Source organism: Listeria sp. Marseille-Q6474 (assembly GCF_946902005.1).
Classification (GTDB): Bacteria; Bacillota; Bacilli; order Lactobacillales; family Listeriaceae; genus Listeria; species Listeria innocua.
In genome coordinates, this window is record NZ_CAMPPS010000001.1 from 110223 (window position 1) to 134159 (window position 23937).

Annotated in this window: 19 protein-coding genes; 17 read left to right on the plus strand and 2 right to left on the minus strand. The window is 37.7% G+C overall.

Annotated features, from left to right (window positions below; all coding sequences use genetic code 11):
- Positions 1-7 precede the first annotated feature (7 nt).
- Positions 8-1201, plus strand: coding sequence for an acetate kinase (locus tag OC533_RS00565; RefSeq protein ID WP_185334024.1), 1194 nt, complete (start codon positions 8-10; stop codon positions 1199-1201).
- Between the two features lie 50 nt (positions 1202-1251).
- On the opposite strand, the gene OC533_RS00570 is transcribed toward OC533_RS00565, so the two are convergent.
- Entirely contained in the window at positions 1252-1710 is a 459-nt protein-coding gene (locus OC533_RS00570) for a universal stress protein (RefSeq protein WP_003762459.1), read from the minus strand.
- A 238-nt stretch (positions 1711-1948) separates the two neighbouring features.
- Between OC533_RS00570 and ald the strand changes: the two genes are divergently transcribed.
- A complete protein-coding gene (ald, locus tag OC533_RS00575) occupies positions 1949-3061 on the plus strand; it encodes an alanine dehydrogenase (protein ID WP_003772007.1) in 1113 nt (370 codons plus the stop codon).
- Between the two features lie 39 nt (positions 3062-3100).
- Here the strand turns inward: ald and OC533_RS00580 are convergent, their stop codons facing one another.
- Positions 3101-4198: a M24 family metallopeptidase gene (locus OC533_RS00580; protein ID WP_194323476.1), complete on the minus strand. Its 1098-nt coding sequence runs from the start codon at positions 4196-4198 to the stop codon at positions 3101-3103.
- A gap of 163 nt (positions 4199-4361) precedes the next feature.
- Here OC533_RS00580 and OC533_RS00585 point away from each other — a divergent pair, with 163 nt between their 5' ends.
- The 15 genes from OC533_RS00585 (at position 4362) to coaE (ending at position 23929) form a co-directional block, all read left to right on the plus strand.
- A complete protein-coding gene (locus OC533_RS00585) occupies positions 4362-5048 on the plus strand; it encodes a metal-dependent hydrolase (RefSeq protein ID WP_070753003.1) in 687 nt (228 codons plus the stop codon).
- A 25-nt stretch (positions 5049-5073) separates the two neighbouring features.
- Positions 5074-6387 (plus strand): CBS-HotDog domain-containing transcription factor YtoI, encoded by a 1314-nt coding sequence (gene ytoI / locus OC533_RS00590; protein ID WP_010991612.1) that lies wholly within the window; start codon positions 5074-5076, stop codon positions 6385-6387.
- Between the two features lie 20 nt (positions 6388-6407).
- The gene (locus OC533_RS00595) at positions 6408-7343 is read left to right on the plus strand and encodes a DHH family phosphoesterase (RefSeq protein WP_194323475.1); all 936 of its coding nucleotides are present in this window, start codon (positions 6408-6410) and stop codon (positions 7341-7343) included.
- A gap of 118 nt (positions 7344-7461) precedes the next feature.
- Positions 7462-10788 carry a DNA polymerase III subunit alpha gene (gene dnaE, locus OC533_RS00600; protein WP_033838197.1) on the plus strand — a complete coding sequence of 1109 codons (3327 nt, stop codon included), beginning with the start codon at positions 7462-7464 and terminating at the stop codon, positions 10786-10788.
- A 215-nt stretch (positions 10789-11003) separates the two neighbouring features.
- Positions 11004-11888, plus strand: coding sequence for an acetyl-CoA carboxylase, carboxyltransferase subunit beta (gene accD / locus OC533_RS00605; RefSeq protein WP_003767083.1), 885 nt, complete (start codon positions 11004-11006; stop codon positions 11886-11888).
- The gene (locus OC533_RS00610) at positions 11878-12834 is read left to right on the plus strand and encodes an acetyl-CoA carboxylase carboxyltransferase subunit alpha (RefSeq protein WP_003771994.1); all 957 of its coding nucleotides are present in this window, start codon (positions 11878-11880) and stop codon (positions 12832-12834) included. The genes accD and OC533_RS00610 overlap by 11 nt, the downstream gene beginning before the upstream one ends.
- Positions 12835-13118: 284 nt before the next feature.
- Positions 13119-14078 carry a 6-phosphofructokinase gene (pfkA, locus tag OC533_RS00615; RefSeq protein WP_003762450.1) on the plus strand — a complete coding sequence of 320 codons (960 nt, stop codon included), beginning with the start codon at positions 13119-13121 and terminating at the stop codon, positions 14076-14078.
- A 281-nt stretch (positions 14079-14359) separates the two neighbouring features.
- A complete protein-coding gene (gene pyk / locus OC533_RS00620; protein ID WP_003771992.1) occupies positions 14360-16117 on the plus strand; it encodes a pyruvate kinase in 1758 nt (585 codons plus the stop codon).
- A gap of 118 nt (positions 16118-16235) precedes the next feature.
- Positions 16236-16613, plus strand: a complete 378-nt coding sequence (locus OC533_RS00625; RefSeq protein ID WP_003762447.1) for an FxsA family protein — start codon at positions 16236-16238, stop codon at positions 16611-16613.
- A gap of 157 nt (positions 16614-16770) precedes the next feature.
- Entirely contained in the window at positions 16771-17232 is a 462-nt protein-coding gene (locus OC533_RS00630; protein WP_003762446.1) for a DUF441 domain-containing protein, read from the plus strand.
- Positions 17233-17268: 36 nt separating this feature from the next.
- The gene (citZ, locus tag OC533_RS00635) at positions 17269-18390 is read left to right on the plus strand and encodes a citrate synthase (protein ID WP_003771989.1); all 1122 of its coding nucleotides are present in this window, start codon (positions 17269-17271) and stop codon (positions 18388-18390) included.
- A 19-nt stretch (positions 18391-18409) separates the two neighbouring features.
- Entirely contained in the window at positions 18410-19672 is a 1263-nt protein-coding gene (icd, locus tag OC533_RS00640; protein WP_070753007.1) for an NADP-dependent isocitrate dehydrogenase, read from the plus strand.
- Positions 19673-19837: 165 nt separating this feature from the next.
- Entirely contained in the window at positions 19838-22465 is a 2628-nt protein-coding gene (gene polA / locus OC533_RS00645) for a DNA polymerase I (protein WP_194323474.1), read from the plus strand.
- 23 nt (positions 22466-22488) lie between these two features.
- The gene (gene mutM, locus OC533_RS00650) at positions 22489-23310 is read left to right on the plus strand and encodes a DNA-formamidopyrimidine glycosylase (protein WP_010991606.1); all 822 of its coding nucleotides are present in this window, start codon (positions 22489-22491) and stop codon (positions 23308-23310) included.
- 16 nt (positions 23311-23326) lie between these two features.
- A complete protein-coding gene (coaE, locus tag OC533_RS00655) occupies positions 23327-23929 on the plus strand; it encodes a dephospho-CoA kinase (protein WP_003762440.1) in 603 nt (200 codons plus the stop codon).
- Positions 23930-23937 lie beyond the last annotated feature (8 nt).

Below are 23937 nucleotides of genomic sequence, written 5' to 3' on the forward strand. Positions count from 1 at the left end.
AAACAAAATGGAAAAAACGATTGCAATTAACGCCGGAAGTTCTTCACTGAAATTCCAATTATATGATATGCCATCTGAACGTGTTATCACAGCAGGGATTGTAGAAAGAATTGGTTTGAAAGATTCTATTTTTACAATTACAGTAGACGGAGAAAAAATCAAAGAAGTTATTGATATTCCTGACCATGAAATTGCTGTTCAAATGCTACTTGAAAAATTAATTAATCACAAAGTTATCGGTTCTTACGATGAAATCACTGGAATTGGTCACCGTGTTGTTCATGGTGGAGAAAGATTCCCTGAATCCGTTTATATTGATGACCAAGTAATTAAAGATATTGAAGCTTTATCTGAACTTGCGCCGCTTCACAACCCAGCGAACGTTACTGGTATTAAAGCATTCCGCAAAATTTTACCTGATGTTGTTTCGGTAGCTGTTTTTGATACAGCTTTCCACCAAACAATGCCGCCAGCAAGCTACCTTTACAGCTTGCCTTATAGCTACTATGAAGACTACGGTATCCGTAAATACGGTTTCCATGGTACAAGTCACAAATATGTATCCGAACGCGCTGCAGAACTTCTAGGACGTCCTGTAGAAGAGTTACGTTTACTTACTTGTCACCTTGGTAATGGTGCTAGTATCGCTGCAATCGAAGGCGGAAAATCAATGGATACTTCCATGGGATTCACACCACTAGCTGGTGTTTCTATGGGAACTCGTTCTGGTAACATTGACCCAGCCCTTATTCCTTTCATCATGGAAAAAACTGGTAAAACAGCAGAACAAGTACTTGATGTGTTAAACAAAGAATCTGGTATGCTTGGCGTATCTGGTATTTCAAGCGATCTTCGTGATTTAGAAGATGAAGCAGCAAAAGGAAACGACCGCGCAGAACTTGCCCTTCAAGTTTTCGTTGACCGTATTCATAAATACATTGGTTCTTATGCAGCTCGCATGAATGGTGTAGATGCCATTATCTTCACAGCTGGTATCGGTGAAAATAGTTCATACATCCGTGAAAAAGTACTTCGTGGACTTGAATTCATGGGCGTATACTGGGATCCAGCACTTAACCAAGTGCGCGGAGAAGAAAGATTCCTTAACTATCCGCACTCCCCAGTAAAAGTTATCATCATTCCTACAAACGAAGAATTAATGATTGCTCGTGATGTAGAAACAATTAAACAAAACCATTAAAATAAAAAAACTCGCTCTTGAATTTCAAGAGCGAGTTTTTTTATTTAGCTTTATTCTTTATAATCAGGAACATCATTACGAACGACAAGCACATCACAAGGGGAGTGGCGAATAATATATTCAGATACACTACCAATTAATAAACGTTCTACAGCGTTTAGACCAGTAGCACCACACATAATTAAGTCAGCTTGGAATGCTTTTGCTGCTTCTTTTGTGATGGCTGTTTTTGGCGAACCGTATTCGATATAGCTTTCTACTTTAGTTACGCCTGCTTTTAAAGCATCTTCTTTATAGCCGCTAAGTAATTCATCCGCATATTCAGTCGCTTTGTCAGCCATGCTTGTATCATAATTGGCTACGGACGAGAAAGCACGTGTATCAATAACATGTACAAGACCAAGTGCAGCATCATTACGATTAGCCACTTGTATTGCTTTTTGGAAAGCTCTTTCTGCTTCTTTGGATCCATCAACTGCTACTAAAACTCTTTCGTATTGTTGTAACATAATAATTCCTCCAATCAAAATATGTATCTACTATATTTATATTTTACCCTTTTTTTCCTAAAAGAACCATAAATTGGAAAATAAATTAAGAAACCATGAAAATCCTTTACTTTTGTAATAATTCTTTTGTTTAAATTTAAGTTAGTTAATTTTTTACAATTTAGGTATATTGTGTTAGCATGGGGGTGTAGAAAATCTTTTATAGTCTATTATACCTATACCAAGGAGAGTGATTTTGATGTTGATCGGCGTACCAAAAGAGATAAAAAATAATGAGAATAGGGTGGCAATGACTCCGGCAAGTGTTTTTTCCTATGTAAATGCAGGGCATACTGTATACGTGGAAAAAGGCGCGGGAAGTGGCTCTAATTATCAAGACGCTGATTTTGTGCAAGCGGGGGCAACAATTGTCGAAACAGCAAAAGAAGCTTGGGACGTAGATATGGTTGTAAAAGTAAAAGAACCCATTGCATCCGAGTATACATATTTTAAAGAAGGCTTATTACTTTTCACATATTTACATTTAGCAAATGAACCAACTCTTGCGAAAGCTTTGCTAGAGAGTAAAGTAAACAGTGTGGCTTATGAAACAGTAGAACTTGCTGATCATACACTACCACTACTTTCTCCGATGAGTGAAGTTGCAGGAAGAATGGCGGCTCAGATTGGTGCACAATTTTTACAAAGAACAAATGGTGGCATGGGCGTGTTGCTTGGTGGTGTTCCTGGCGTTGAAAAAAGTGAAGTTGTTATTATTGGCGGCGGAATCGCTGGAACAAATGCAGCAAAAATTGCCGTAGGTCTTGGCGCTAATGTTACAATACTAGATATGAATTTAAAACGACTTCGCCAATTGGATGACATTTTCGGCAACCAAGTACAAACTTTAATGTCGAATGATTTTAATATTGAATTAGCTGTCAAAAAAGCGGATTTAGTTATAGGAGCAGTATTAATCCCAGGCGCAAAAGCACCAAAATTAGTTAAGGAACATGTTATTAAACAGATGATTCCTGGCTCGGTTCTTGTTGATATTGCAATTGATCAAGGCGGAATTTTTGAAACTACCGACCATGTTTCCACACATGATGATCCAACATATGAAAAATATGGAGTGCTTCATTATGCAGTTGCTAACATGCCAGGAGCAGTTCCGCGGACATCTACGCTAGCGCTAACAAATGCTACTTTACCGTTTGGATTAAAACTTGCAAATGATGGATTAGAAGAGGCTGTGAAAAAAGATCCTTACTTGTTACGTGGTTTAAATACGTATCAAGGTCACATCACGTATAAAGCCGTTTCGGATTCTCTCGACTTACCATATACAAATAGTGCAGAATTAATTTAATAAAAAAAGCAAACTTCCACGTGGAAGTTTGCTTTTTTGTTATTTGATAACTTGTAAAGTTTTAGGGAATTCAGTTAGTACCTGAACACCATCTTTTGTAACAACTAAATCATCTTCAATACGAACCCCAGCGACTCCTGGAACGTAAATACCTGGTTCAATTGTAAATACCATATTTTCTTGCAGTTCCATATTGTTTGTTTCTGTAATGGAAGGGAACTCGTGTACACTAGCTCCTAGTCCGTGACCAAGACGATGTGGGAAATAATCGCCGAACCCTGCTTCACGAATAATATTTCTAGCAGTTAAATCAATTTCGCTTGCTTTTATGCCAGCTTTTACTTTATCAACCGCAGCTACTTGAGCTTCTAAAACAGTATCGTAAATCTTTTTCTGTTCATCAGTAATATCGCCAAATGCAACTGTTCGCGTAATATCTGAACAATAACCTTTATGAACTACTCCTAAATCAAATAAAACTAAATCGCCTTTTTTGATTTTTGTTTCTCCGGGAGTTCCGTGTGGTAGGGCGCCGTTTTTACCAGTGAGTACCATCGTATCAAATGACATGGCTGTAACGCCTTTTTTCTTCATTTCATATTCGATTTTGGCAACGATTTCTGCTTCTGTTTTACCTTCTGCGATTTCATCAACACCGACTTGGACAGCGTAATCAGCTAATAAAGCAGCTTCTTTTAAAATTTTAAGTTCTGCTTCTGTTTTTATAAGGCGGATTTGTTCAATTTTATGTTCAATCGGAATGAATGAGCTGCCAGAGAAAAGTCCTGCTAATTGTTCGTAACGGTCGACACTCATATGTTTTTTCTCAATGGCAAATTTACTTGGATTTGCTACACGTTTTTTGATTTCATCTGCAATAATTTTGAATGGGTTTTCGGTATCGTTATAACCGTATGCCTGGTGGGACCAATCGCCGCCGCGTACATCTTCTACTTCAAGTGCTGGCGTGAATAAAAACGGTTCGCTTTCCGGGAAAACAGCTAGCCCTAGCACGCGTTCATGAGGCTCACTATGATAACCTGAAAAATAAGCGATGTTTTCTGGGTCTGTGATAAATGCCACTTCGGCACCTTGGTCTTTTAGCCAGTTTTGTAAGACATCAATATTTTTTTCCATTTTTGTACCTTCTTTCCAATTGATTTCTCTACAATGATAACATGCAACGGAAATATTTTGGTAATAAACACCTCCTAGTTTACGAGGTGTTATATATTAGTTTATAATAATAGTGGTACAATAATACACATAGAATAATTAATCAGGAAGGAAGTTTTTTAACATGAAGATTTCATTTCATGGTCAGTCTTGTATTAAAATTATCACTGGGAATACGACTATTCTAGTTGATCCATTTATTTCTGGTAATGAAAAATGTGATTTAAAAGCAGAAGAGCAAATGCCAGATTTTATCGTTCTGTCGCATGGGCATGACGATCATGTCGGTGATACAGTTGAAATTGCTAAAAATTCAGGAGCAACTGTTATCTGTAATGCAGATTTAGCTTCATTTTTAGCAGTAGAAGATGGGCTTGAGAACATTGCGCCAATGCATATTGGTGGGAAAAGACAGTTTGATTTTGGACAAGTGAAGTTGACACAAGCTTTTCACGGTTCGCAAACAGTGCGTAATGGGCGTATAATTAACCTTGGTTTTCCAACAGGAATCGTTTTTACAATAGAAGGTAAAAATATTTATTTTGCTGGAGATACTGGTTTGTTTTCCGATATGAAATTAATTGGAGAATTAAATCCGTTAGATGTTGCGTTCTTACCGATTGGCGATAATTTTACCATGGGTCCAGAAGACGCGGCGATTGCGGCACGTTTTTTACAAGCAAAACTAGTTATTCCAATGCATTACAATACATTTCCGTTGATTGAGCAAGATCCACATCAATTTGTTGCGTCGCTTGATGAAGGTATTTCCGGAAAAGTACTTGAAATTGGGGAAGGTATCGAAATCTAACAAAATAGGAATGGGTGAACGAGTCGTGGCCACAAAACATGAACAGATTTTAAAATACATTGAAAATCTTGCAGTTGGCGAAAAAATATCTGTGCGAAAAATCGCGAAAAACCTGTCAGTAAGTGAAGGTACTGCTTACCGGGCAATTAAAGATGCGGAAATAATTGGATTTGTTTCTACTATTAAACGAGTAGGTACGCTTCGAATTGAGCGGAAACAAAAAGATAGCATCGAGAAATTAACTTTTGCTGAGATTGTTAATATGATCGATGGACAAGTGCTTGGCGGTCGTGCTGGGTTATATAAATCGCTCAATAAGTTTGTTATTGGTGCGATGACCGTGGAGGCAATGGAACGCTATACGGATGCCGGTAACTTATTAATCGTCGGAAATAGGGTGAGTGCACATGAACTTGCTTTAAAACGCGGTGCTGCGGTACTTATTACTGGTGGTTTTGATACGGACGACGAAGTAAAACAGTTGGCAGATGAGAAGGAATTACCAATTTTATCAACGTCTTATGATACTTTTACAGTTGCGACGATGATTAACCGGGCGATTTACGATCAATTGATTAAAAAAGAAGTTGTTTTCGTAGAGGACATTTTAACGCCGCTTGAAACAACTGCTTATTTGTCCACATCAGATAAAGTGGAAGATTGGCACAAAATGGAAGAAGCAACCGGGCATAGTCGTTTTCCTGTCGTAAATCGGGCGATGCGACTAACTGGTATGGTTACGAGTAAAGATATTTTAGAAAAAAATCCGAGCATTTCGATTGAACGAGTGATGACTAAAAATCCACTAACTGTTGGTCCAAAAATGAGTGTTGCATCAGTGGCACATATGATGATCTGGGAAAGTATCGAAGTCATCCCCGTTGTCAAAGATGATTTAACTTTAATCGGCATCGTTAGTAGACAAGACATTTTGAAATCCATGCAAATGATTCAAAAACAACCACAAGTCGGCGAAACGATTGATGATACGATTGCAAATCAACTTTCCGAAAAAGCAGATACGGGCGAAGAGGCAGATTACGAATTTAAAGTAAGTCCACAAATGACCAATTCGCTTGGGACTTTATCGTATGGTGTATTTACCCAAGTGGTCTGCGAAGTTGTGCAGCAAAAACTATTTTCTATGAAAAAACGCAATGTGGCGATTGAAAATGTAACGATGTATTTTCTAAAACCTGTTCAAATGGATGCGACGATCGTTATTAAACCGCGAATTTTGGAAATGGGACGTAAAGCTGGGAAGTTAGATGTAGAGCTTTATTTAGAAGGGATTTTGACCGGAAAAGCTATAGTCGCTTGTCAAATGATGGAACGTTAAAAAGAAACAGAGGCGAAACAATGAAAAGTGAGATTTTACAACAAATAAAACAATATGAAACGATTATTTTGCATAGACATGTACGACCTGACCCAGATGCATACGGATCACAAATGGGACTTGCAGAAATTATTCGAGCTAGTTTTCCTGAGAAAAAAGTCTACTCGGTTGGAAATGATGAAGTATCGCTCCAATTTCTAGGTGCAGTAGATGAAATAGCTGATGAAGTATATAGGGATGCGCTTGTAATTGTGTGTGATACCGCGAATCAAGAGCGGATTTCAGATGGGCGGTTTAACCTCGGTAAAGCACTAATCAAAATCGATCACCATCCAAATGACGATGCTTACGGTGATTTACTTTGGGTTGATACGACGGCCTCTTCTTGTAGCGAAATGATTGCTGCTTTTTGGGAATCATTTTCAGAAGAGTTAATTCTAAATGAAACAGCTGCAAGACTGCTCTATGCTGGAATTGTTGGTGATACTGGACGGTTCTTGTATCCAAGTACAACAGAAGAAACTTTACTTCTATCTTCGTATTTAGTAACATTTCCGTTTGATCGTCCGGCGCTTTACCGTGAATTATATGAGCTACCAAAAAATACGGTGAAGCTTTCAGGGTATATTTTGCAAAACTTTGTCATGGATGAAAATGGCGCTGCAACCGTTTATTTAAGTGATACGCTTTTGAGAGAGTTTGAAGTAGATCCGCGCGACGCTTCCGCACTTGTATCTTGCATCGAAAATGTGGAAGGAATTAAGGCGTGGATTATGTTCATTCAAGAAGGCCCGGTTTTCAGAGCGCGGTTACGTTCAAAAGGACCAGTTATTAATGAACTAGCCAAAGAATACGGTGGCGGCGGACATCCACTCGCTTCTGGCGCGACTCTTCATAATGAAGAAGAAATAAAAGAAATGACAGCAAAACTTGCGCGCATCTGTGCAACTAAATAAGAAATAAAGCCAGTTTAACTAACTGGCTTTATTTTTTATATAAAAACGCGAACACACTTTCTTTTTTTTAGCTTAACCGATATAATGGAAAAAGAGAGTTTTGAAAGGAGAGAGGATAGTGGGGTTTGTTCATTTACAAGTTGCGAGTGCTTATGATTTGCTTTCTAGTACAGCATCAATCGATAAGTTAATCGCTAAAGCAAAAGAATACCATTATCCAGCCTTAGCAATTACGGATAAAAATGTACTTTACGGAGTAGTCGAGTTTTATCAAAAATGTTTAGCGGCGGATATAAAACCAATTATTGGGATGACGGTAACAATACAAGGTTACTTAAATCCAATTAATTCATATGAGTTGATATTAATTGCGGAATCAACCGCTGGATATCATGAGTTATTAAAAATCGCGAGTGCCATTCAAACGCGGGAAGAAGGTCCCGAATTACCACAAAGTTGGCTACGTGCGTACAGCAGTAATTTAATTGCCATTTCACCCGGCGCCAAAGGAGAAGTAGAGCGTCTTCTTATGGAAGAAAATCGCGACGGGGCACTAGAAGTTTACGAGAACTTAGTCAGTATTTTTGGCAAAGAATCCGTTTATTTATCAGCCCAAAAAGAAAACCCACGTCTTTTTGCCAAAATAGAAGCTTTTTCAGCAGAAGAAAAGGCTCCTGTTGTTGCAACGAAAGATGTCCAATATATGGAGCCAAAAGATGCTCAGGCTAAAGAAGTTTTGACTGCGATACGTGACAATCGGACTGTGGATTGGGCGACATTACCACTCGCTGGTCCGAATTATTTTACTTCACAAGCTGAAATGGAGCGTGACTGGCAAACTGGTTTTGAAAAACAGGCATGTCTCGAAACAGAGAAATTAGCCGAACGCTGCCACGTTGAAATTGCCTTAGATCAGCATTTATTGCCAAGATTTCCGTTAAATGAAGAACAAAACGCACCTGATGTTTTAAGAGAAACGGCTTATGCTGGCTTAAAAGAGCGGAATTTATTAGCAAAAGAATACCAAGAACGGCTAGATTATGAGCTAAAAGTTATTACGGAGATGGGATTTGCGGATTATTTTCTAATTGTTTGGGATGTTATACGTTATTCTCGAGAAGCAGGAATTTTAACTGGACCAGGTCGGGGTTCTGCAGCAGGATCGCTTGTTTCCTATGCGCTTAGAATTACCGACGTCGATCCAATTCGTTATAACTTGCTATTTGAACGATTTTTAAACCCAGAACGAATAACAATGCCTGATATTGATTTAGATTTTCCAGATAATCGCAGGGATGAAGTAATTTCTTATGTTGTATCGAAATACGGCGAGGCGCATGTTGCCCAAATTGGCACATTCGGAACATTAGCGGCTAAAGCGGCGATTCGTGATACTGCTAGAAGTTTTGGCTTAAATTCAGTACTTTTATCAGAATGGTCGAAGTTAATTCCGAGTCAATTAGGCATTACCTTACAAAAAGCTTTACAAGAAAGTCCTCGCTTAGAAAATCATATTAAAAGTTCCAAAGAAAACGAAATGATATGGGAAGTAGCTTGCCAACTCGAAGGTTTACCGCGCCACATTTCGACGCATGCTGCCGGGATTGTTATTAGCGATAAGCCACTCGTCGAACAGGTTGCGCTTCAATTAGGTAGCGGCGATGCTAGATTGACCCAGTTTGCTATGGGGGAATTAGAAAAAATCGGCTTACTTAAAATGGATTTTCTTGGACTTAGAAATCTAAGTTTATTAGATCGTGTTTTAAAATCAGTTAATTATAATAGAGAAACGCCATTAACTTTAGCAGATATTTCTTTGGAAGATAAAAAAACTTTAAAACTCTTCCAAACCGGTGACACGACAGGTGTTTTCCAATTTGAATCGGATGGTATTCGCCGCGTACTTCGGAAACTAAAGCCGACTTCTTTTGAGGATGTTGTGGCCGTGGATGCGCTTTATCGCCCAGGCCCAATGGAACAAATTGATACTTTCATTGCCAGAAAACATGGGAAAGAAAAAATCCAATACCCACATCCAGATTTAGCACCTATTTTAGAAGTGACTTACGGCGTTATCGTATACCAAGAACAAATTATCCAAGTAGCGAATCAAATGGCTGGTTTTTCACTTGGGGAAGCAGATTTATTAAGACGAGCTGTCAGCAAGAAAAAAGCGGATGTTTTAAACGAGCAGCGGATTCATTTTGTTGAAGGAGCTAAAAGTAAAGGTTATTCAGAGAGTAGTGCTAACCAAGTTTATGACATGATTGTTCAATTCGCGAACTATGGGTTTAACCGAAGTCACGCAGCTGCTTACTCGAAAATCGCCTTTCAATTGGCCTATTTAAAAGCACATTATCCAGCAGCATTTATGTCATCACTTCTTAGTTCTGTTTTTGGAAATGATGACAAAATTTCTCAATATATCACAGAAGCAAAGAACTACGGTATCAACATGTTAGCACCGAGCATTAATCATAGTAATTACTACTTTCAAATGGAAAACGAAACCTCGATTCGTTATAGTTTCCGCGTTATTCGAAAAGTACCAACGAAATTTATTTTAGAAATCATCAATGAACGAAAAAAAGCGCCTTTTAAAGACTTCTTTGATTTTTGTGAAAGAATGCCACATAAAATGCTTTCAGAAACTGTTCTAGAAGCGCTTGTTTTTTCTGGTTGTTTTGATGAATTTGGCGAAGACCGGGCAACTATTTTAGCAACAATAGATGCAGTACTGCAATACATTTCATTACTCGGAGAAGATTCAAAAGGGATGAATCTTTTTGCAGAAGATGACGATTTTTTGAAAAAAATGAAACCACGTTACCGGAAAACCGCACCAATTTCGATTGATGAAAAGCTAGAAAAAGAAAAACTATATACAGGTCAATATGTTTCGGCACATCCCGTATCTTATTACCAAAATAAATTACAAAACCTTGCTATTACAAGACTAGCAAGTGTTAGCTCTGGGAAAATTTATCAAGTTGCAGCCTATGTTCATGAGGTGAAATCAATTCGAACTAAAAAAGGTGAAACGATGTGTTTTTTGACTATTAGTGATGAATCAAAGGAATTAAGTGCAGTTATGTTTCCTGAAAGCTATCGAAAATACGCGAATTTTGCTCAAAAAGGAGAAATTCTTTTTCTTAAAGTGAAGGCAGATACGAGGAATGGCGAACTTCAATTAATTATCAATGAAGCCCAAGACTTAAAAGAAATAAAAGCTCCGGTAAGACTATTTTTAAAAGTCACGGAATCACTGCAAATGGAGCAAATAAAACCGATTTTAGCGCGTCATAAAGGAGACAGTAAAGTCATTATTCACCAAGCGATAACTAAACAAACAACGGAACTAAAAAATATTCAAGTTAAACCGTCAAATGAGTTGCAAGAAGCGCTAGTAGAGTTGCTTGGTAAAGAGAATGTGGTGTTTAAGTAATCTTAGACTTTCTATATTTATAGAAAGTATGTTATAGTTTAACGTGGAAAACAATACTGCGCAGTCTGTCCATTTTGATTCGGATAGACTGGCATTTTGTCTTCTTGTGGGAAAATGCGGTTGAAATATGTTTCACGTCTTTATTCATTTTTCATTTATATAACATTAAAATCGTTATGAACCACAATAGAAAGCGTAAATGGGGAGGGTTATCCTTGCTAGGAGACTTGTTTACAAAACCAAAAAAGAGAAAATATGCCACAATTCCTTCTGATGGGACGAAAGCGGATGTTCCAGAAGGTATTATGACAAAATGTCCAGAATGCAAAAAAATAATGTATACCAAAGAATTGCAAAAGAATCTTATGGTATGTAATTATTGTGGTTTTCACCATCCAATTGGAGCAACAGCTAGAATTGATATGTTAGTTGACGAAGGTTCGTTTGAAGAACTTGATGCTAATTTAACAACGGCAAATCCACTTGGTTTTGAAAATTATATGGATCGAATTGAGAAAGATAAGCAGAAGAGTGGTTTGAATGAAGCGATTGTTACTGGTCATGCTACCATTGACGGTAATCCGCTTGTGATTGCTGTTATGGACTCGCGCTTTAGAATGGCGAGTATGGGGTCAGTAGTTGGCGAAAAAATCCTTCGCGGGGTAGAAGAAGCCGATAAAACAAATAAACCATTTGTTATTTTCACAGCTTCTGGTGGCGCGCGTATGCAGGAAGGAATGCTTTCCTTAATGCAAATGGCAAAAACTTCTGCAGCATTTAAACGGTTTAGCAATCACGGTGGTCTTGTCATTACTGTGATGACACATCCAACAACAGGTGGTGTTTCGGCTAGTTTTGCATCACTTGGAGACTATAATTTTGCAGAACCAGGCGCACTTATTGGTTTCGCAGGACGAAGAGTTATTGAGCAAACTGTTCGTGAAGAACTACCAGAAGATTTCCAAACAGCGGAATTCTTATTAAAACATGGACAACTAGATGACTGTATTTCACGCCTTGATTTAAAAAATAAATTAAGCTTTATTTTAAAAATCCATGTGAAAACACCTGAAGTTGGAGGTGAATCTGATGGCGAATGAAATGGAATTTGAGAAACCAATTTTAGAATTAAAAAGTAAAATTGCAGACTTAAAAGAATACAATGAAACATCAGATGTAGACTTAACGAATGAAATCGAGAAGTTGGAGAAGCGTCTAGCTAAATTAGAAGCAAGCATTTATAGTAATATGACTGCTTGGGACAAATTTCAAGTGGCTCGTCATCCAGAACGACCTACAACACTTGATTATATCTCGCTTTTATTCGAAGACTTTATGGAACTTCACGGCGACCGGACATTTGGAGATGACGCTGCAATAGTTGGTGGAATTGCTACTTTTAAAGGCACTCCAGTCACAGTTATTGGTCACCAACGCGGTAAAGATACTAAAGATAATTTACATCGTAATTTTGGTATGCCGCATCCTGAAGGCTTCCGCAAAGCGCTTCGTTTAATGAAACAGGCAGATAAATTTGGTCGACCAATTATTTGCTTCATTGATACTAAAGGAGCTTATCCAGGTCGCGCTGCAGAAGAACGTGGTCAGAGTGAAGCGATTGCTAGAAACCTTTATGAAATGAGCGATATGAAAGTACCAATTATTTCTATTGTTATTGGTGAAGGTGGAAGTGGCGGTGCGTTAGCTCTTGGCCTTGGTAACCAAATTTTTATGTTAGAGAATGCTGTTTTCTCTGTTATTTCACCAGAAGGTGCTGCAGCAATTTTATGGAAAGATGCAAGTCTAGCCAAAAAAGCAGCGGAGTCTATGCGAATCACAGCAGGAGATTTATACGAACTAGGTATTACTGATGGGATTATTCCTGAAGTAAAAGGCGGTGCTCATCGCGATTTAGCAGCACAAGCAGAAGAAATTAATAAAACTATCACGAAATCCCTTCATGCATTAATGGCCTTTTCTGAAGAGCAACTAATTGAGCAACGTTACGATAAATTCAAAAAAATCGGCGTTTATGAAACATTATAAAGTCCAAAAGAAGATGATTCTCTTATTTTTAGGGAATCATCTTCTTTTTATATAGTAATGTAGAAAAGAAAGTTTATAAGTTCACAAGTATAGACCAATTAAAGCGTTATTTAGTTAGAAAGCCATTTTGCGGGTGAAATGGAATAGACCGATATAAAAAAGCGCATGTGCAAGCGGTTACGCTTTAAAAAAGTGTTCTGTTGGAGCTTTTCATTTGACCTTTTTTCATGTAGAATAAACACATGTGATGAAAAACAATATCATTGTCTGAGGTGGTAAGTAAAATGAAACGAATTGCAATTTTAACAAGTGGAGGAGACGCTCCAGGAATGAATGCAGCCACTCGCGCTGTTGTACGGAAAGCAATCTATGAAGGACTTGAAGTTTACGGTATTAACTATGGCTTTTTAGGGCTAGTCAATGGCGATATTCGTAAATTAGAATTAGGTTCTGTTGGTGATTTACTTCACCGCGGAGGGACATTCCTTTATTCCGCAAGATATCCTGAATTCGCTACAGAAGAAGGACAACTTAAAGGAATTGAACAATTGAAAAAACATCAAATCGATGGCTTAGTTGTTATCGGTGGAGATGGTTCTTATCACGGCGCGGAAGCACTTACAAAACGTGGATTCCCAACTATTGGTATCCCAGGAACAATTGATAATGATATTTCTGGAACTGATTTTACTATTGGTTTTGATACAGCGCTAAACACTGTGCTTGATGCACTTGATAAAATCCGCGATACAGCGACAAGTCATGAACGTACTTTCATTATTGAAGTTATGGGTCGTGACGCAGGTGACATCGCACTTTGGTCTGGTCTTGCTGGTGGTGCTGAAGCTATCATCGTTCCAGAAGAAAGCTTTAACATGGACGATGTTGTAGATCGTTTAAACAAAGGTCGCGAACGTGGTAAAAAACATAGTATTATTGTAGTTGCTGAAGGAGTTATGTCTGGTAACGAGTTTGCCAAACAACTAGCTGAATATGGCGATTATCATGCACGTGTAACTGTTCTTGGACATGTTCAACGTGGTGGTAGCCCAACTGCATTTGACCGTGTCCTTGCAAGTCGTCTTGGTGCGCGCTCAGTAGAATTATTGCTAGAAAACCGCGGAGGATTAGCTGTTGGAATCCGTGAAAATAGAATTGTCGAAAATAATATTGGTGAAATTTTAAAAGAAAAACACACTCTTGATCAAAAATTATTTGATCTTGCATCTATTTTGTCGATTTAAAACGGCTGAAGAGCTGGCTGCCATGACAAAGCATGGTAGCCTTTCTTTGTGAAAAATTTTAGTAACGTATAAAAATAGACTTTGAGAAAAAAGAGAAGTCAATTGTTAATCAAGCATGCTGTAACAATCTGGAAAACGTTTTCTTGTTATCGTTACCATGCTTCACAATTGCGCTCTTATTCACAAACTTACTTGTTTTGCAAGGTTGTGACTGGTAAAATAGGTAATATATGTTTATAATGAATACGAATGAATAGCTAAGTTCTAGGAGGAGTAATAACATGAAAAAAACGAAAATTGTTTGTACAATTGGTCCTGCAAGTGAGTCAGTTGACACATTAGTTCAGTTGATCGAAGCAGGAATGAACGTTGCACGTCTTAATTTCTCTCACGGAGATTTTGAAGAGCACGGTGCGCGTATTGTAAATATCCGTGAAGCATCGAAAAAAACTGGCAAACAAGTTGCTATCTTACTTGATACAAAAGGTCCAGAAATCCGTACAAACGACATGGTCGGCGGAAAATTAGAATTCCAAACAGGTGACGTTGTACGTGTATCTATGACTCCTGTTGAAGGAACAAAAGAAAAATTCTCTGTAACTTACGGAGAACTTTATGATGACGTAGAAATTGGTTCTTCCATTTTACTTGATGACGGTTTAATCGGTCTTGAAGTAATCGAAAAAGACGAAGCTAATCGCGAACTAGTAACTAAAGTACTTAACCCAGGTGTACTTAAAAATAAAAAAGGTGTTAACGTACCGAATGTTTCTATCAACCTACCAGGAATCACAGAAAAAGATGCTGCTGATATCCGCTTCGGTTTAGAACAAGGTATTGACTTTATCGCTGCATCTTTCGTACGTCGTGCTACAGATGTTCTTGAAATTACTAAAATTTTAGAAGAGCATAACGCAACTCACGTACAAATCATTCCTAAAATCGAAAACCAAGAAGGCGTTGACAACATCGACGAAATCTTACAAGTATCTCAAGGCTTAATGGTTGCTCGTGGTGACCTAGGCGTTGAAATTCCAGCTGAAGAAGTTCCGATTGTACAAAAAGAACTTATCAGAAAATGTAATAAACTTGGTAAACCTGTTATTACTGCTACACAAATGCTTGATTCCATGCAACGTAACCCACGTCCAACTCGCGCTGAAGCAAGTGACGTAGCGAATGCGATTTTTGATGGAACAGATGCTATTATGTTATCCGGTGAAACAGCTGCTGGGGATTATCCAGTAGAAGCAGTTAAAATGATGGCGAAAATCGCTGTTCGTACTGAGGAAGTTCTAGTTGCTCAAGATAAATTTGCACTTAAACTTCATGAAAATACAGATATGACAGAAGCTATCGGTCAAGCAGTTGGTCATACTGCGAAAAACCTAAACGTTCAAACTATCGTTGCTGCGACTCAAAGTGGTCACACAGCTCGTATGATTTCTAAATACCGTCCAAAATCTCATATCGTTGCTGTAACATTCAACGAACATGTATATCGCGGATTAGCTCTTTCTTGGGGCGTATATCCTCGTCTAGCTACTCCTGTTAGCAATACAGACGAAATGTTCGACCTTGCAGTAAAAGAATCTCTTGCTTCTGGTGTTGCGAAACAAGGCGACCTAATCATCATCACTGCTGGTGTTCCAGTTACAGAAAGCGGAACAACAAACGTTATGAAAATCCAATTAATTGGTGAAAAAGTAGTTAAAGGCCAAGGTATTGGTAGCAAATCAGTTATTGGTAAAGCAGTAGTTGCTAAATCCAATGCAGAAGCTCTTCAAAAAGCAGAAGAAGGCGGAATCTTAATCGTTAAAACAACTGATAAAGAAATCCTTCCTGCATTCGAGAAAAGTGCTGCAGTTGTTGTCGAAGAAGGCGGCTTAACTAGCCACGCAGCAGTTGTTGGAATCAACCTTGGCATTCCTGTCATCGTTGGCGCTAAAGACGCAACATCTCTTGTAAAAGACGGTGAAATCATCACTGTTGATTCTCGTCAAGGTGTTGTATATAACGGCAAAACAGCAACTCACTAAAATTAACCTTTCTAAAAGCGTCCCGCTAGCGGGACGCTTTTTTTGTGTCTACGCTTGTATTGTTTTTCGATTGCGCCAAAATAGGTTATAATAGTCATTAAGTATTGGAGTTGATTTTATGAGAAAATTTATTCTTTATTGGGCTTTATATGGCTTAATAGAATTGATTATGTATGTTTGGCTATTCCAAGTAATCGGTTTTTGGCCACTTCTTTTTATTCAAATAGCTTCGAGCGCCTTTGGTATTTTTATTTTCAAACGCCTTGGAGGCAACCTTTTCCGGAATTTACGTGATGGACGAACAGTAGCGCCATATTTATTAGATAGCCTATGCTTTTTTATCGCGGGTTTCCTATTAATTATTCCAGGAGTTATTACCACTATTTTAGGGCTAGTTATTTTTATCCCGTTTTCTCGTAAACTATTAAAACCTAAATTAACGAAATGGCTTGGAAACCAAAAGAAACACACACAATATTATTATTTTGATATGTAATTGAAACCTCTATGGGAAAAAACTTTCTATAGAGGTTTAGTTGAAAAAAGGGTAATTCATTTTCCTTATGGCATTTTAGTATTACTATAAGGTATGTTTATGATATAATAATTGTTATCTCGCTTCCTAGATGCGTGATATTGAAAGGTGACTTAGTATGTTTACGGAAAGTATGTTGTTTTTACTTCTTTTTTTACTTCTTGGACTTATAGCAAAAAATAATTCGCTTATTATTGCGGTAGCTGTCGTTATTTTATTAAAGTTATTTCACGTCGATGGTAAAGCAATGGAACTGATTCAAGCTAAAGGAATTAATTGGGGCGTAACGATTATTACTGTTGCTATCTTAATTCCAATCGCGACGGGTCAAATCGGTTTTAAAGATTTAATTGATTCTTTTAAATCGGCAGCTGGCTGGATTGGTCTTGGGGCAGGAATTGCTGTTTCTATTTTAGCGAAAAAGGGTGTCGGCTATATGGCCGTTGATCCACAAGTAACTGTTTCACTTGTATTTGGAACGATTTTAGCAGTAGTACTGTTTAGAGGGATTGCTGCTGGACCGGTAATTGCAGCGGGTATTGCGTATATGGCAATGCAGTTAGTTGCATTCATAAAATAAATACATAAGTAAAAAAGGATAAAAGGAGGAAACGAAATGACGTTATCTAAAGGGTTGGAAAATGTATATGTTGCTGAGACTTCCATTAGTTCTATTATTGATGATATGTTAACGTACGTTGGTTACGGTATTGATGATTTGATGGAAAATAATGCTTCTTTTGAAGAAGTGATTTACTTATTATGGCATTTACGTTTGCCAAATAAAGAAGAATTTAAAAAGTTTAAATTAGAAATCCAAGAAAATATGGCAGTATCTGAAACCATTATTACAAGTTTAAGAATGCAAAATCATCAAAAATTGCATCCAATGAGCGTTTTAAGAACAACGGTATCGATGCTAGGTGTGTTTGACACCGAAGCAGAATTAGATGACGGGGAAGCTGTGTACCGAAAAGGGCTACGTCTTCAAGCGAAAATGCCAACGATTGTTGCCGCTTTTTCAAGAATTCGTCGCGGACTTGATCCAATTCCACCAAGAGAAGATTTAAATATGGCGGCAAATTTCCTTTATATGATTACAGGGGAAGAAGCGGATGAGTTATCGGTAGAAGCAATGAACAAAGCGCTAGTACTGCACGCAGACCATGAGTTTAATGCATCTACATTTACAGCTCGAGTTTGTGTGGCAACGCTTTCGGACGTTTATTCTGGTGTAACATCTGCTATTGGTGCTCTAAAAGGCCCACTTCATGGTGGTGCGAACGAACGCGTATTTGATATGCTAGAAGAAATCGATGCAGCTGGCGATGTACGTAATTATATCCAAGAAAAAATCGATACTAAACAAAAAATCATGGGCTTTGGTCACCGAGTTTATCGTGGTGGGGATCCGCGTGCCCAACATTTACGTGAAATGTCTAGAAAATTAACTGCTGAAAAAGGCGAAGAAAAATGGTTTGATATTTCACTGCAAGTAGAAGAAGCTGTTTGGGAATTAAAACATTTAAAACCTAATGTTGACTTTTATTCAGCTTCCGTTTACCACGCGCTTGGGATTGACCGCGATTTATTCACGCTAGTATTTTCTGTAAGCCGTGTTTCTGGTTGGTTAGCGCACATTTTTGAACAATATCGTGATAATCGTCTTATTCGTCCACGTGCTATCTACGTTGGACCTGAAAATAGAAGTTATTTACCTGTAGAAGAACGAATTTAATGGAGGAGGAACAAGTTTTATGAGTCAAAAAATTCAAGTAGAAAATGGTGTTTTAAAAACACCGAACAACCCAGTCATTCCTTTTATTGAAGGAGATGGAACAGGTCCAGACATCTGGGCAGCTGCAAAACGCGTTTTAGATGCGGCAGTTAAAAAAGCTTACAATGGCGAAAAAGAAATTGCTTGGAAAGAAGTTCTAGCTGGCGAAAAAGCATTTAAACAAACTGGCGAATGGCTTCCACAAGAAACACTAGATACAATTGATGAGTATTTAATTGCTATTAAAGGGCCACTTACAACGCCGATTGGTGGCGGAATTCGCTCTCTAAACGTTGCTTTACGTCAAGAGTTAGATTTATATGTATGTTTACGACCAGTTCGTTATTTCAAAGGTGTTCCGTCACCAGTAAAACGTCCTGAAGATACTGATATGGTCATTTTCCGTGAAAATACAGAAGATATTTATGCGGGAATTGAATTTAAAGAAGGTAGTGCAGAATCGAAAAAATTAATTGATTTCTTAAAATCGGAGTTTGGCGTGGATAAAATTCGTTTCCCGGAAACTTCTGGTATTGGGATTAAACCAATTTCAAAAGAAGGAACAGAGCGTTTAGTCCGTTCAGCGATTGAATATGCGATTAAAGAAGGACGTAAATCTTTAACACTTGTACACAAAGGAAATATCATGAAATTCACTGAAGGAGCTTTCAAAAATTGGGGCTATGACTTATGTGAACGTGAATATGGCGATAAAGTATTTACTTGGAACGAGTATGATCGTATCAAAGAAGCAGAAGGTACAGAAGCTGCTGATGCAAAACAAAAAGAAGCGCTTGCTGCTGGGAAAATATTAGTAAAAGATTCAATTGCAGATATTTTCTTACAACAAATCCTTACGCGTCCAGCTGAATTTGATGTGGTAGCTACAATGAATTTAAATGGAGATTACATTTCTGATGCCCTTGCTGCTCAAGTAGGTGGAATTGGAATTGCTCCTGGAGCGAACATTAATTACTTAACAGGCCATGCGATTTTCGAAGCAACACATGGTACTGCTCCAAAATATGCTGGTCTTGATAAAGTCAATCCATCATCCGTTATTTTATCTGGAACATTACTACTTGAACATATTGGCTGGGGTGAAGCAGCAGCACTGATTAACCACTCTATGGAAAAAACTATCGCTGCAAAAACCGTAACATATGATTTCGCTAGATTAATGGATGGAGCTACAGAAGTTAAATGTTCGGAATTTGCGGATGAGTTAATCAAAAACTTCTAAAATAAGTCAATTTTAAACGATAAAACTAGTTCGTAATATCTTTTTATAAAGGAAATGTACGTATTTTAAACAAACCATTTAATCCCATTCGGATAAGTGGTTTGTTTTTATGTTCCTATGGTAAAATAGACACAAGTGAATGATAATATCGAGGAGGATATCCCTGTGAATAAATTAGTATTAATTGATGGAAATAGTATTGCGAACCGCGCGTTTTATGCGTTGCCGCTCTTAAATAATGATAAAGGTGTATATACAAATGCGGTGTACGGATTTGCAATGATGCTGATGAACGTACTTGAAAAAGAAAAGCCTAGCCATGTGCTCGTTGCTTTTGATGCAGGAAAAACAACCTTCCGCCACACTACATTTAAAGGATATAAAGGTGGTCGCCAAAAAACGCCAAGTGAATTATCCGAGCAATTTCCATTTATCCGAGAGCTCTTAACAGCTTACGATATCCCGCAATATGAACTTGCTAACTACGAGGCCGATGATATTATCGGGACGTTAACAAAAAAAGCAGAAGCAGACGGAATGGAAGTCGCTATTATAACAGGAGACCGCGATTTAACTCAACTTGCTTCTCGGAAAACCACTGTTTATATTACTAAAAAAGGTATAGCTGATATGGAAACAAACACTCCAGAAACCTTAAAAGAAAAATATGACCTAACACCATCGCAAATCATTGATATGAAAGGTTTAATGGGAGATTCATCTGATAATATTCCCGGCATTCCTGGCGTAGGTGAAAAAACAGCCTTGAAACTTTTGCATGAATTTGGTGGTACAGTTGAAAGTGTCCTTGAACATGCTGAAGAAATTTCAGGTAAAAAATTAAAAGAAAAAGTACTAGAAAATAAAGAATTAGCTATTTTAAGTAAAGAACTTGCGACAATCAATGTAGATTCACCAATTGAATGTACAGTCGAAAGTACGAAATATGATGGCTATCAAACAGAAAAAGTCATCCCACTATTAAAAGAAATGAACTTCACAACACTTTTGAAAAACATCGAAGGAGATACAGCGGAAGAAGCAAAAGAATTAAAAGAACTATCTTTTGAAATAGTAACCGAATTAAAAGAACAACACTTTGGCGGGAAAACCGCGCTTTATGTGGAACTGGAAAATGATAATTATCATACCGCAAACTTTATTGGATTAACTGTTCATTCTAGCCAAGGAACTTACTTCTTTACGAAGGAAACTGCAGAAAAAAGTGTGGTTTTCCGTAATTGGGTGGAAAGTGACGAAATAAAAGTCGTTTATGATGCGAAAAAAACAATGGTAGCGATGAACCGAATTGGTTTTGCTATAAAAGGTGTCACTTTTGATATTATGTTAGCTTCTTATTTACTAAATCCATCAGATTCCATTGATGACTTTACAAGTGTTGCTGTGAGACATGATTATACAGAAGTAGAAACAGACGAAGCAATTTATGGAAAAGGTGCTAAACGAAGCACGCCGGAAGAGAACATTGTTGCTGCCCACTTAGCCAGAAAAGCAGTAGCAATTGCTGAACTAGAGAAAAGATTAGTAGATGATTTAGAGGAAAATGAGCAATTAGCTTTGATGGAAGATTTAGAGTTACCACTGTCATTTGTCTTGGCTCAAATGGAAATGCAAGGAGTTAGCGTAGATACAAAACGCTTAGAAAATATGAAAGTAGAATTAGCTGGTAGATTGAAAACATTAGAAGAATCGATTCATTCACTAGCTGGCGAAGAATTTAACATCAATTCACCAAAACAATTAGGTGTCATTTTATTTGAAAAACTAGAACTTCCTCCAGTGAAAAAAACCAAAACTGGTTATTCAACCGCAGCGGATGTACTAGAGAGCTTATCAGGAAAACATGCGATTATTGATGAAATTTTATTATATCGTCAACTTGGTAAAATTCAATCTACCTACATTGAAGGCTTGCTTAAAGTAACTGACAAAGAAACGCATAAAGTACACACGCGTTTCAACCAAACGTTAACTCAAACTGGACGTTTAAGCTCTGTAGATCCGAACTTACAAAACATCCCGATTCGACTTGAAGAAGGCCGGAAAATCAGACAAGTTTTCGTACCAAGTAAACCTGGTTGGAAAATGTTTTCCGCCGATTACTCCCAAGTAGAATTGCGTGTTTTAGCGCATATTTCTGAAGACGAGAATTTAATTTATGCGTTTAAACACGACTATGATATTCATACAAAAACAGCGATGGATGTTTTCCATGTAGAACAAGATGAAGTTGATTCTTTAATGCGTCGTCAAGCCAAAGCAGTAAACTTTGGAATTGTATACGGCATTAGTGATTATGGGCTTTCTCAAAACCTTGGTATCACGAGAAAAGAAGCGAAAGACTTTATTGATCGTTACTTTGTGAGTTATCCAGCTGTAAAAGAATATATGCAAGATATTGTTCGTTTTGCGAAAGAAAAAGGCTATGTAGAGACTATTTTACATCGTCGTCGTTATATTCCGGAAATCGTCAGCCGCAATTTCAATGTAAGAGGATTTGCGGAAAGAACGGCAATGAATACACCTATTCAAGGTAGTGCCGCGGATATTATAAAAAAAGCAATGATTCTCATGAGCGAACGCTTAAAATCTGAGAATTTAGAAGCAAAATTGTTACTTCAAGTGCACGATGAGCTTATCTTTGAAGCACCTGAAGCAGAAATTGCAAAATTAGAAGAGATTGTACCTGATGTAATGGAAAATGCGGTAGAACTTTCTGTGCCACTTAAAGTTGATAGCGCATTTGGCGACACTTGGTATGATGCGAAATAAATAGAGAAACGGGGAGTTTATATATGCCAGAAATGCCGGAAGTAGAAAATGTCCGCGCAACATTACAAGAATTAGTCCCAGGTAAAAAAATAGATCAAGTGATTGTCCGCGTTCCCAAAATGATAGTAGCAACACCACCCGACGAGTTTGTCCATATGCTTGTCGGGCAAGAAATAGAAGCAGTGCGTCGTCGCGGCAAATTTTTACTATTTGACTTAACAAATTGTACGATTTTATCCCATTTGCGTATGGAAGGTAAATTCCGTTTAATGGATGAGAACGAGGAAGTTACTAAGCACACGCATATAATTTTTCATTTTGAAGATCATACCGAATTGCGCTTTTTAGATGTGCGGAAATTTGGGACGATGGAAGTGACAAATAAATACGGCGAGTCAGAAACAAAATCGATAAAAAAACTAGGTCCAGAACCTTTAACACCTGCATTTACATTAGCTGATTTTGCAACTGGAGTAAAAAAAACAAGTAGAGCTATCAAAACAGCCTTACTTGATCAAAAATTAGTTGCTGGTGTTGGGAATATTTATGCGGATGAAATTTGTTTTGAAGCAAAAGTGCATCCAGAGAGAGCCGCCAACTCGCTATCTGATAAAGAAATTAATCGCATATTTGAAGCGACAAAAAGTATCATGACTGAAGCAGTTGCCCTTGGTGGTTCCACTGTTAGAACTTACGTGAATTCACAAGGTAAACTAGGACAATATCAAGATAAATTAAAAGTGTACGGAAAAACTGGGGAACCGTGCGTTATTTGCGGGACACCCATTGAAAAAATTAAACTAAATGGACGCGGGACGCATTTTTGCCCGCACTGTCAAAAATAGAAAGCGAGCTGAAATCATGGGTAAAACAATTGGATTAACAGGAAGTGTGGCAACAGGAAAGTCAACTGTGAGTAACCTGATTCAGCAAGCTGGAATTCCGCTAGTTGATGCTGATGTTGCAGCTAGAAAAGTAGTTGAAAAAGGAACAGATGGCCTAGCGGAAATTGTTGCATACTTTGGAAAAGACATTTTACTTGAAGACGGTACTTTAAACCGGGCTAAATTAGGAGAAATTATTTTTCAAGATAAAGAAAAACGGGAGAAATTAAATGAAATTACCCATCCTCGCGTGAAAGACTATATGTTGAATGAAAGAGAACGCTTTTTTGAAGCAGGAGAAAAAGTTGTATTTTTTGATATTCCGCTACTTTTTGAAAGTCATTTAGAGTCATTAGTGGATCAAATTATCGTGGTTTGGACGACACCGGAAACAGAGTTAAAGCGTTTAATGGAACGAAATAACCTAACTAAAGAAGAGGCATTAGCAAGAATTAATAGCCAAATGGGAATTGATGAAAAGGCGAAAAAAGCCGATTTTGTGATAGATAATAATGAGTCACTTGAAAAAACACAAAAGCAAGTCCTTACATTTATCGAGCGTTTTGTTAATAACAAATAGCCACCCTT

What these genes read in the sequence shown, in the direction of transcription:
- OC533_RS00565 (WP_185334024.1), top strand. Translation starts at nt 8, where the DNA reads ATGGAAAAAACGATTGCAATTAACGCCGGAAGTTCTTCACTGAAATTC.
- OC533_RS00580 (WP_194323476.1), bottom strand. Translation starts at nt 4,198, where the DNA reads ATGGAAAAAAATATTGATGTCTTACAAAACTGGCTAAAAGACCAAGGT.
- OC533_RS00625 (WP_003762447.1), top strand. Translation starts at nt 16,236, where the DNA reads ATGAGAAAATTTATTCTTTATTGGGCTTTATATGGCTTAATAGAATTG.
- mutM (WP_010991606.1), top strand. Translation starts at nt 22,489, where the DNA reads ATGCCAGAAATGCCGGAAGTAGAAAATGTCCGCGCAACATTACAAGAA.
- OC533_RS00585 (WP_070753003.1), top strand. Translation starts at nt 4,362, where the DNA reads ATGAAGATTTCATTTCATGGTCAGTCTTGTATTAAAATTATCACTGGG.
- OC533_RS00570 (WP_003762459.1), bottom strand. Translation starts at nt 1,710, where the DNA reads ATGTTACAACAATACGAAAGAGTTTTAGTAGCAGTTGATGGATCCAAA.
- pyk (WP_003771992.1), top strand. Translation starts at nt 14,360, where the DNA reads ATGAAAAAAACGAAAATTGTTTGTACAATTGGTCCTGCAAGTGAGTCA.
- coaE (WP_003762440.1), top strand. Translation starts at nt 23,327, where the DNA reads ATGGGTAAAACAATTGGATTAACAGGAAGTGTGGCAACAGGAAAGTCA.
- OC533_RS00610 (WP_003771994.1), top strand. Translation starts at nt 11,878, where the DNA reads ATGGCGAATGAAATGGAATTTGAGAAACCAATTTTAGAATTAAAAAGT.
- ald (WP_003772007.1), top strand. Translation starts at nt 1,949, where the DNA reads ATGTTGATCGGCGTACCAAAAGAGATAAAAAATAATGAGAATAGGGTG.
- OC533_RS00595 (WP_194323475.1), top strand. Translation starts at nt 6,408, where the DNA reads ATGAAAAGTGAGATTTTACAACAAATAAAACAATATGAAACGATTATT.
- citZ (WP_003771989.1), top strand. Translation starts at nt 17,269, where the DNA reads ATGACGTTATCTAAAGGGTTGGAAAATGTATATGTTGCTGAGACTTCC.
- OC533_RS00630 (WP_003762446.1), top strand. Translation starts at nt 16,771, where the DNA reads ATGTTTACGGAAAGTATGTTGTTTTTACTTCTTTTTTTACTTCTTGGA.
- icd (WP_070753007.1), top strand. Translation starts at nt 18,410, where the DNA reads ATGAGTCAAAAAATTCAAGTAGAAAATGGTGTTTTAAAAACACCGAAC.
- pfkA (WP_003762450.1), top strand. Translation starts at nt 13,119, where the DNA reads ATGAAACGAATTGCAATTTTAACAAGTGGAGGAGACGCTCCAGGAATG.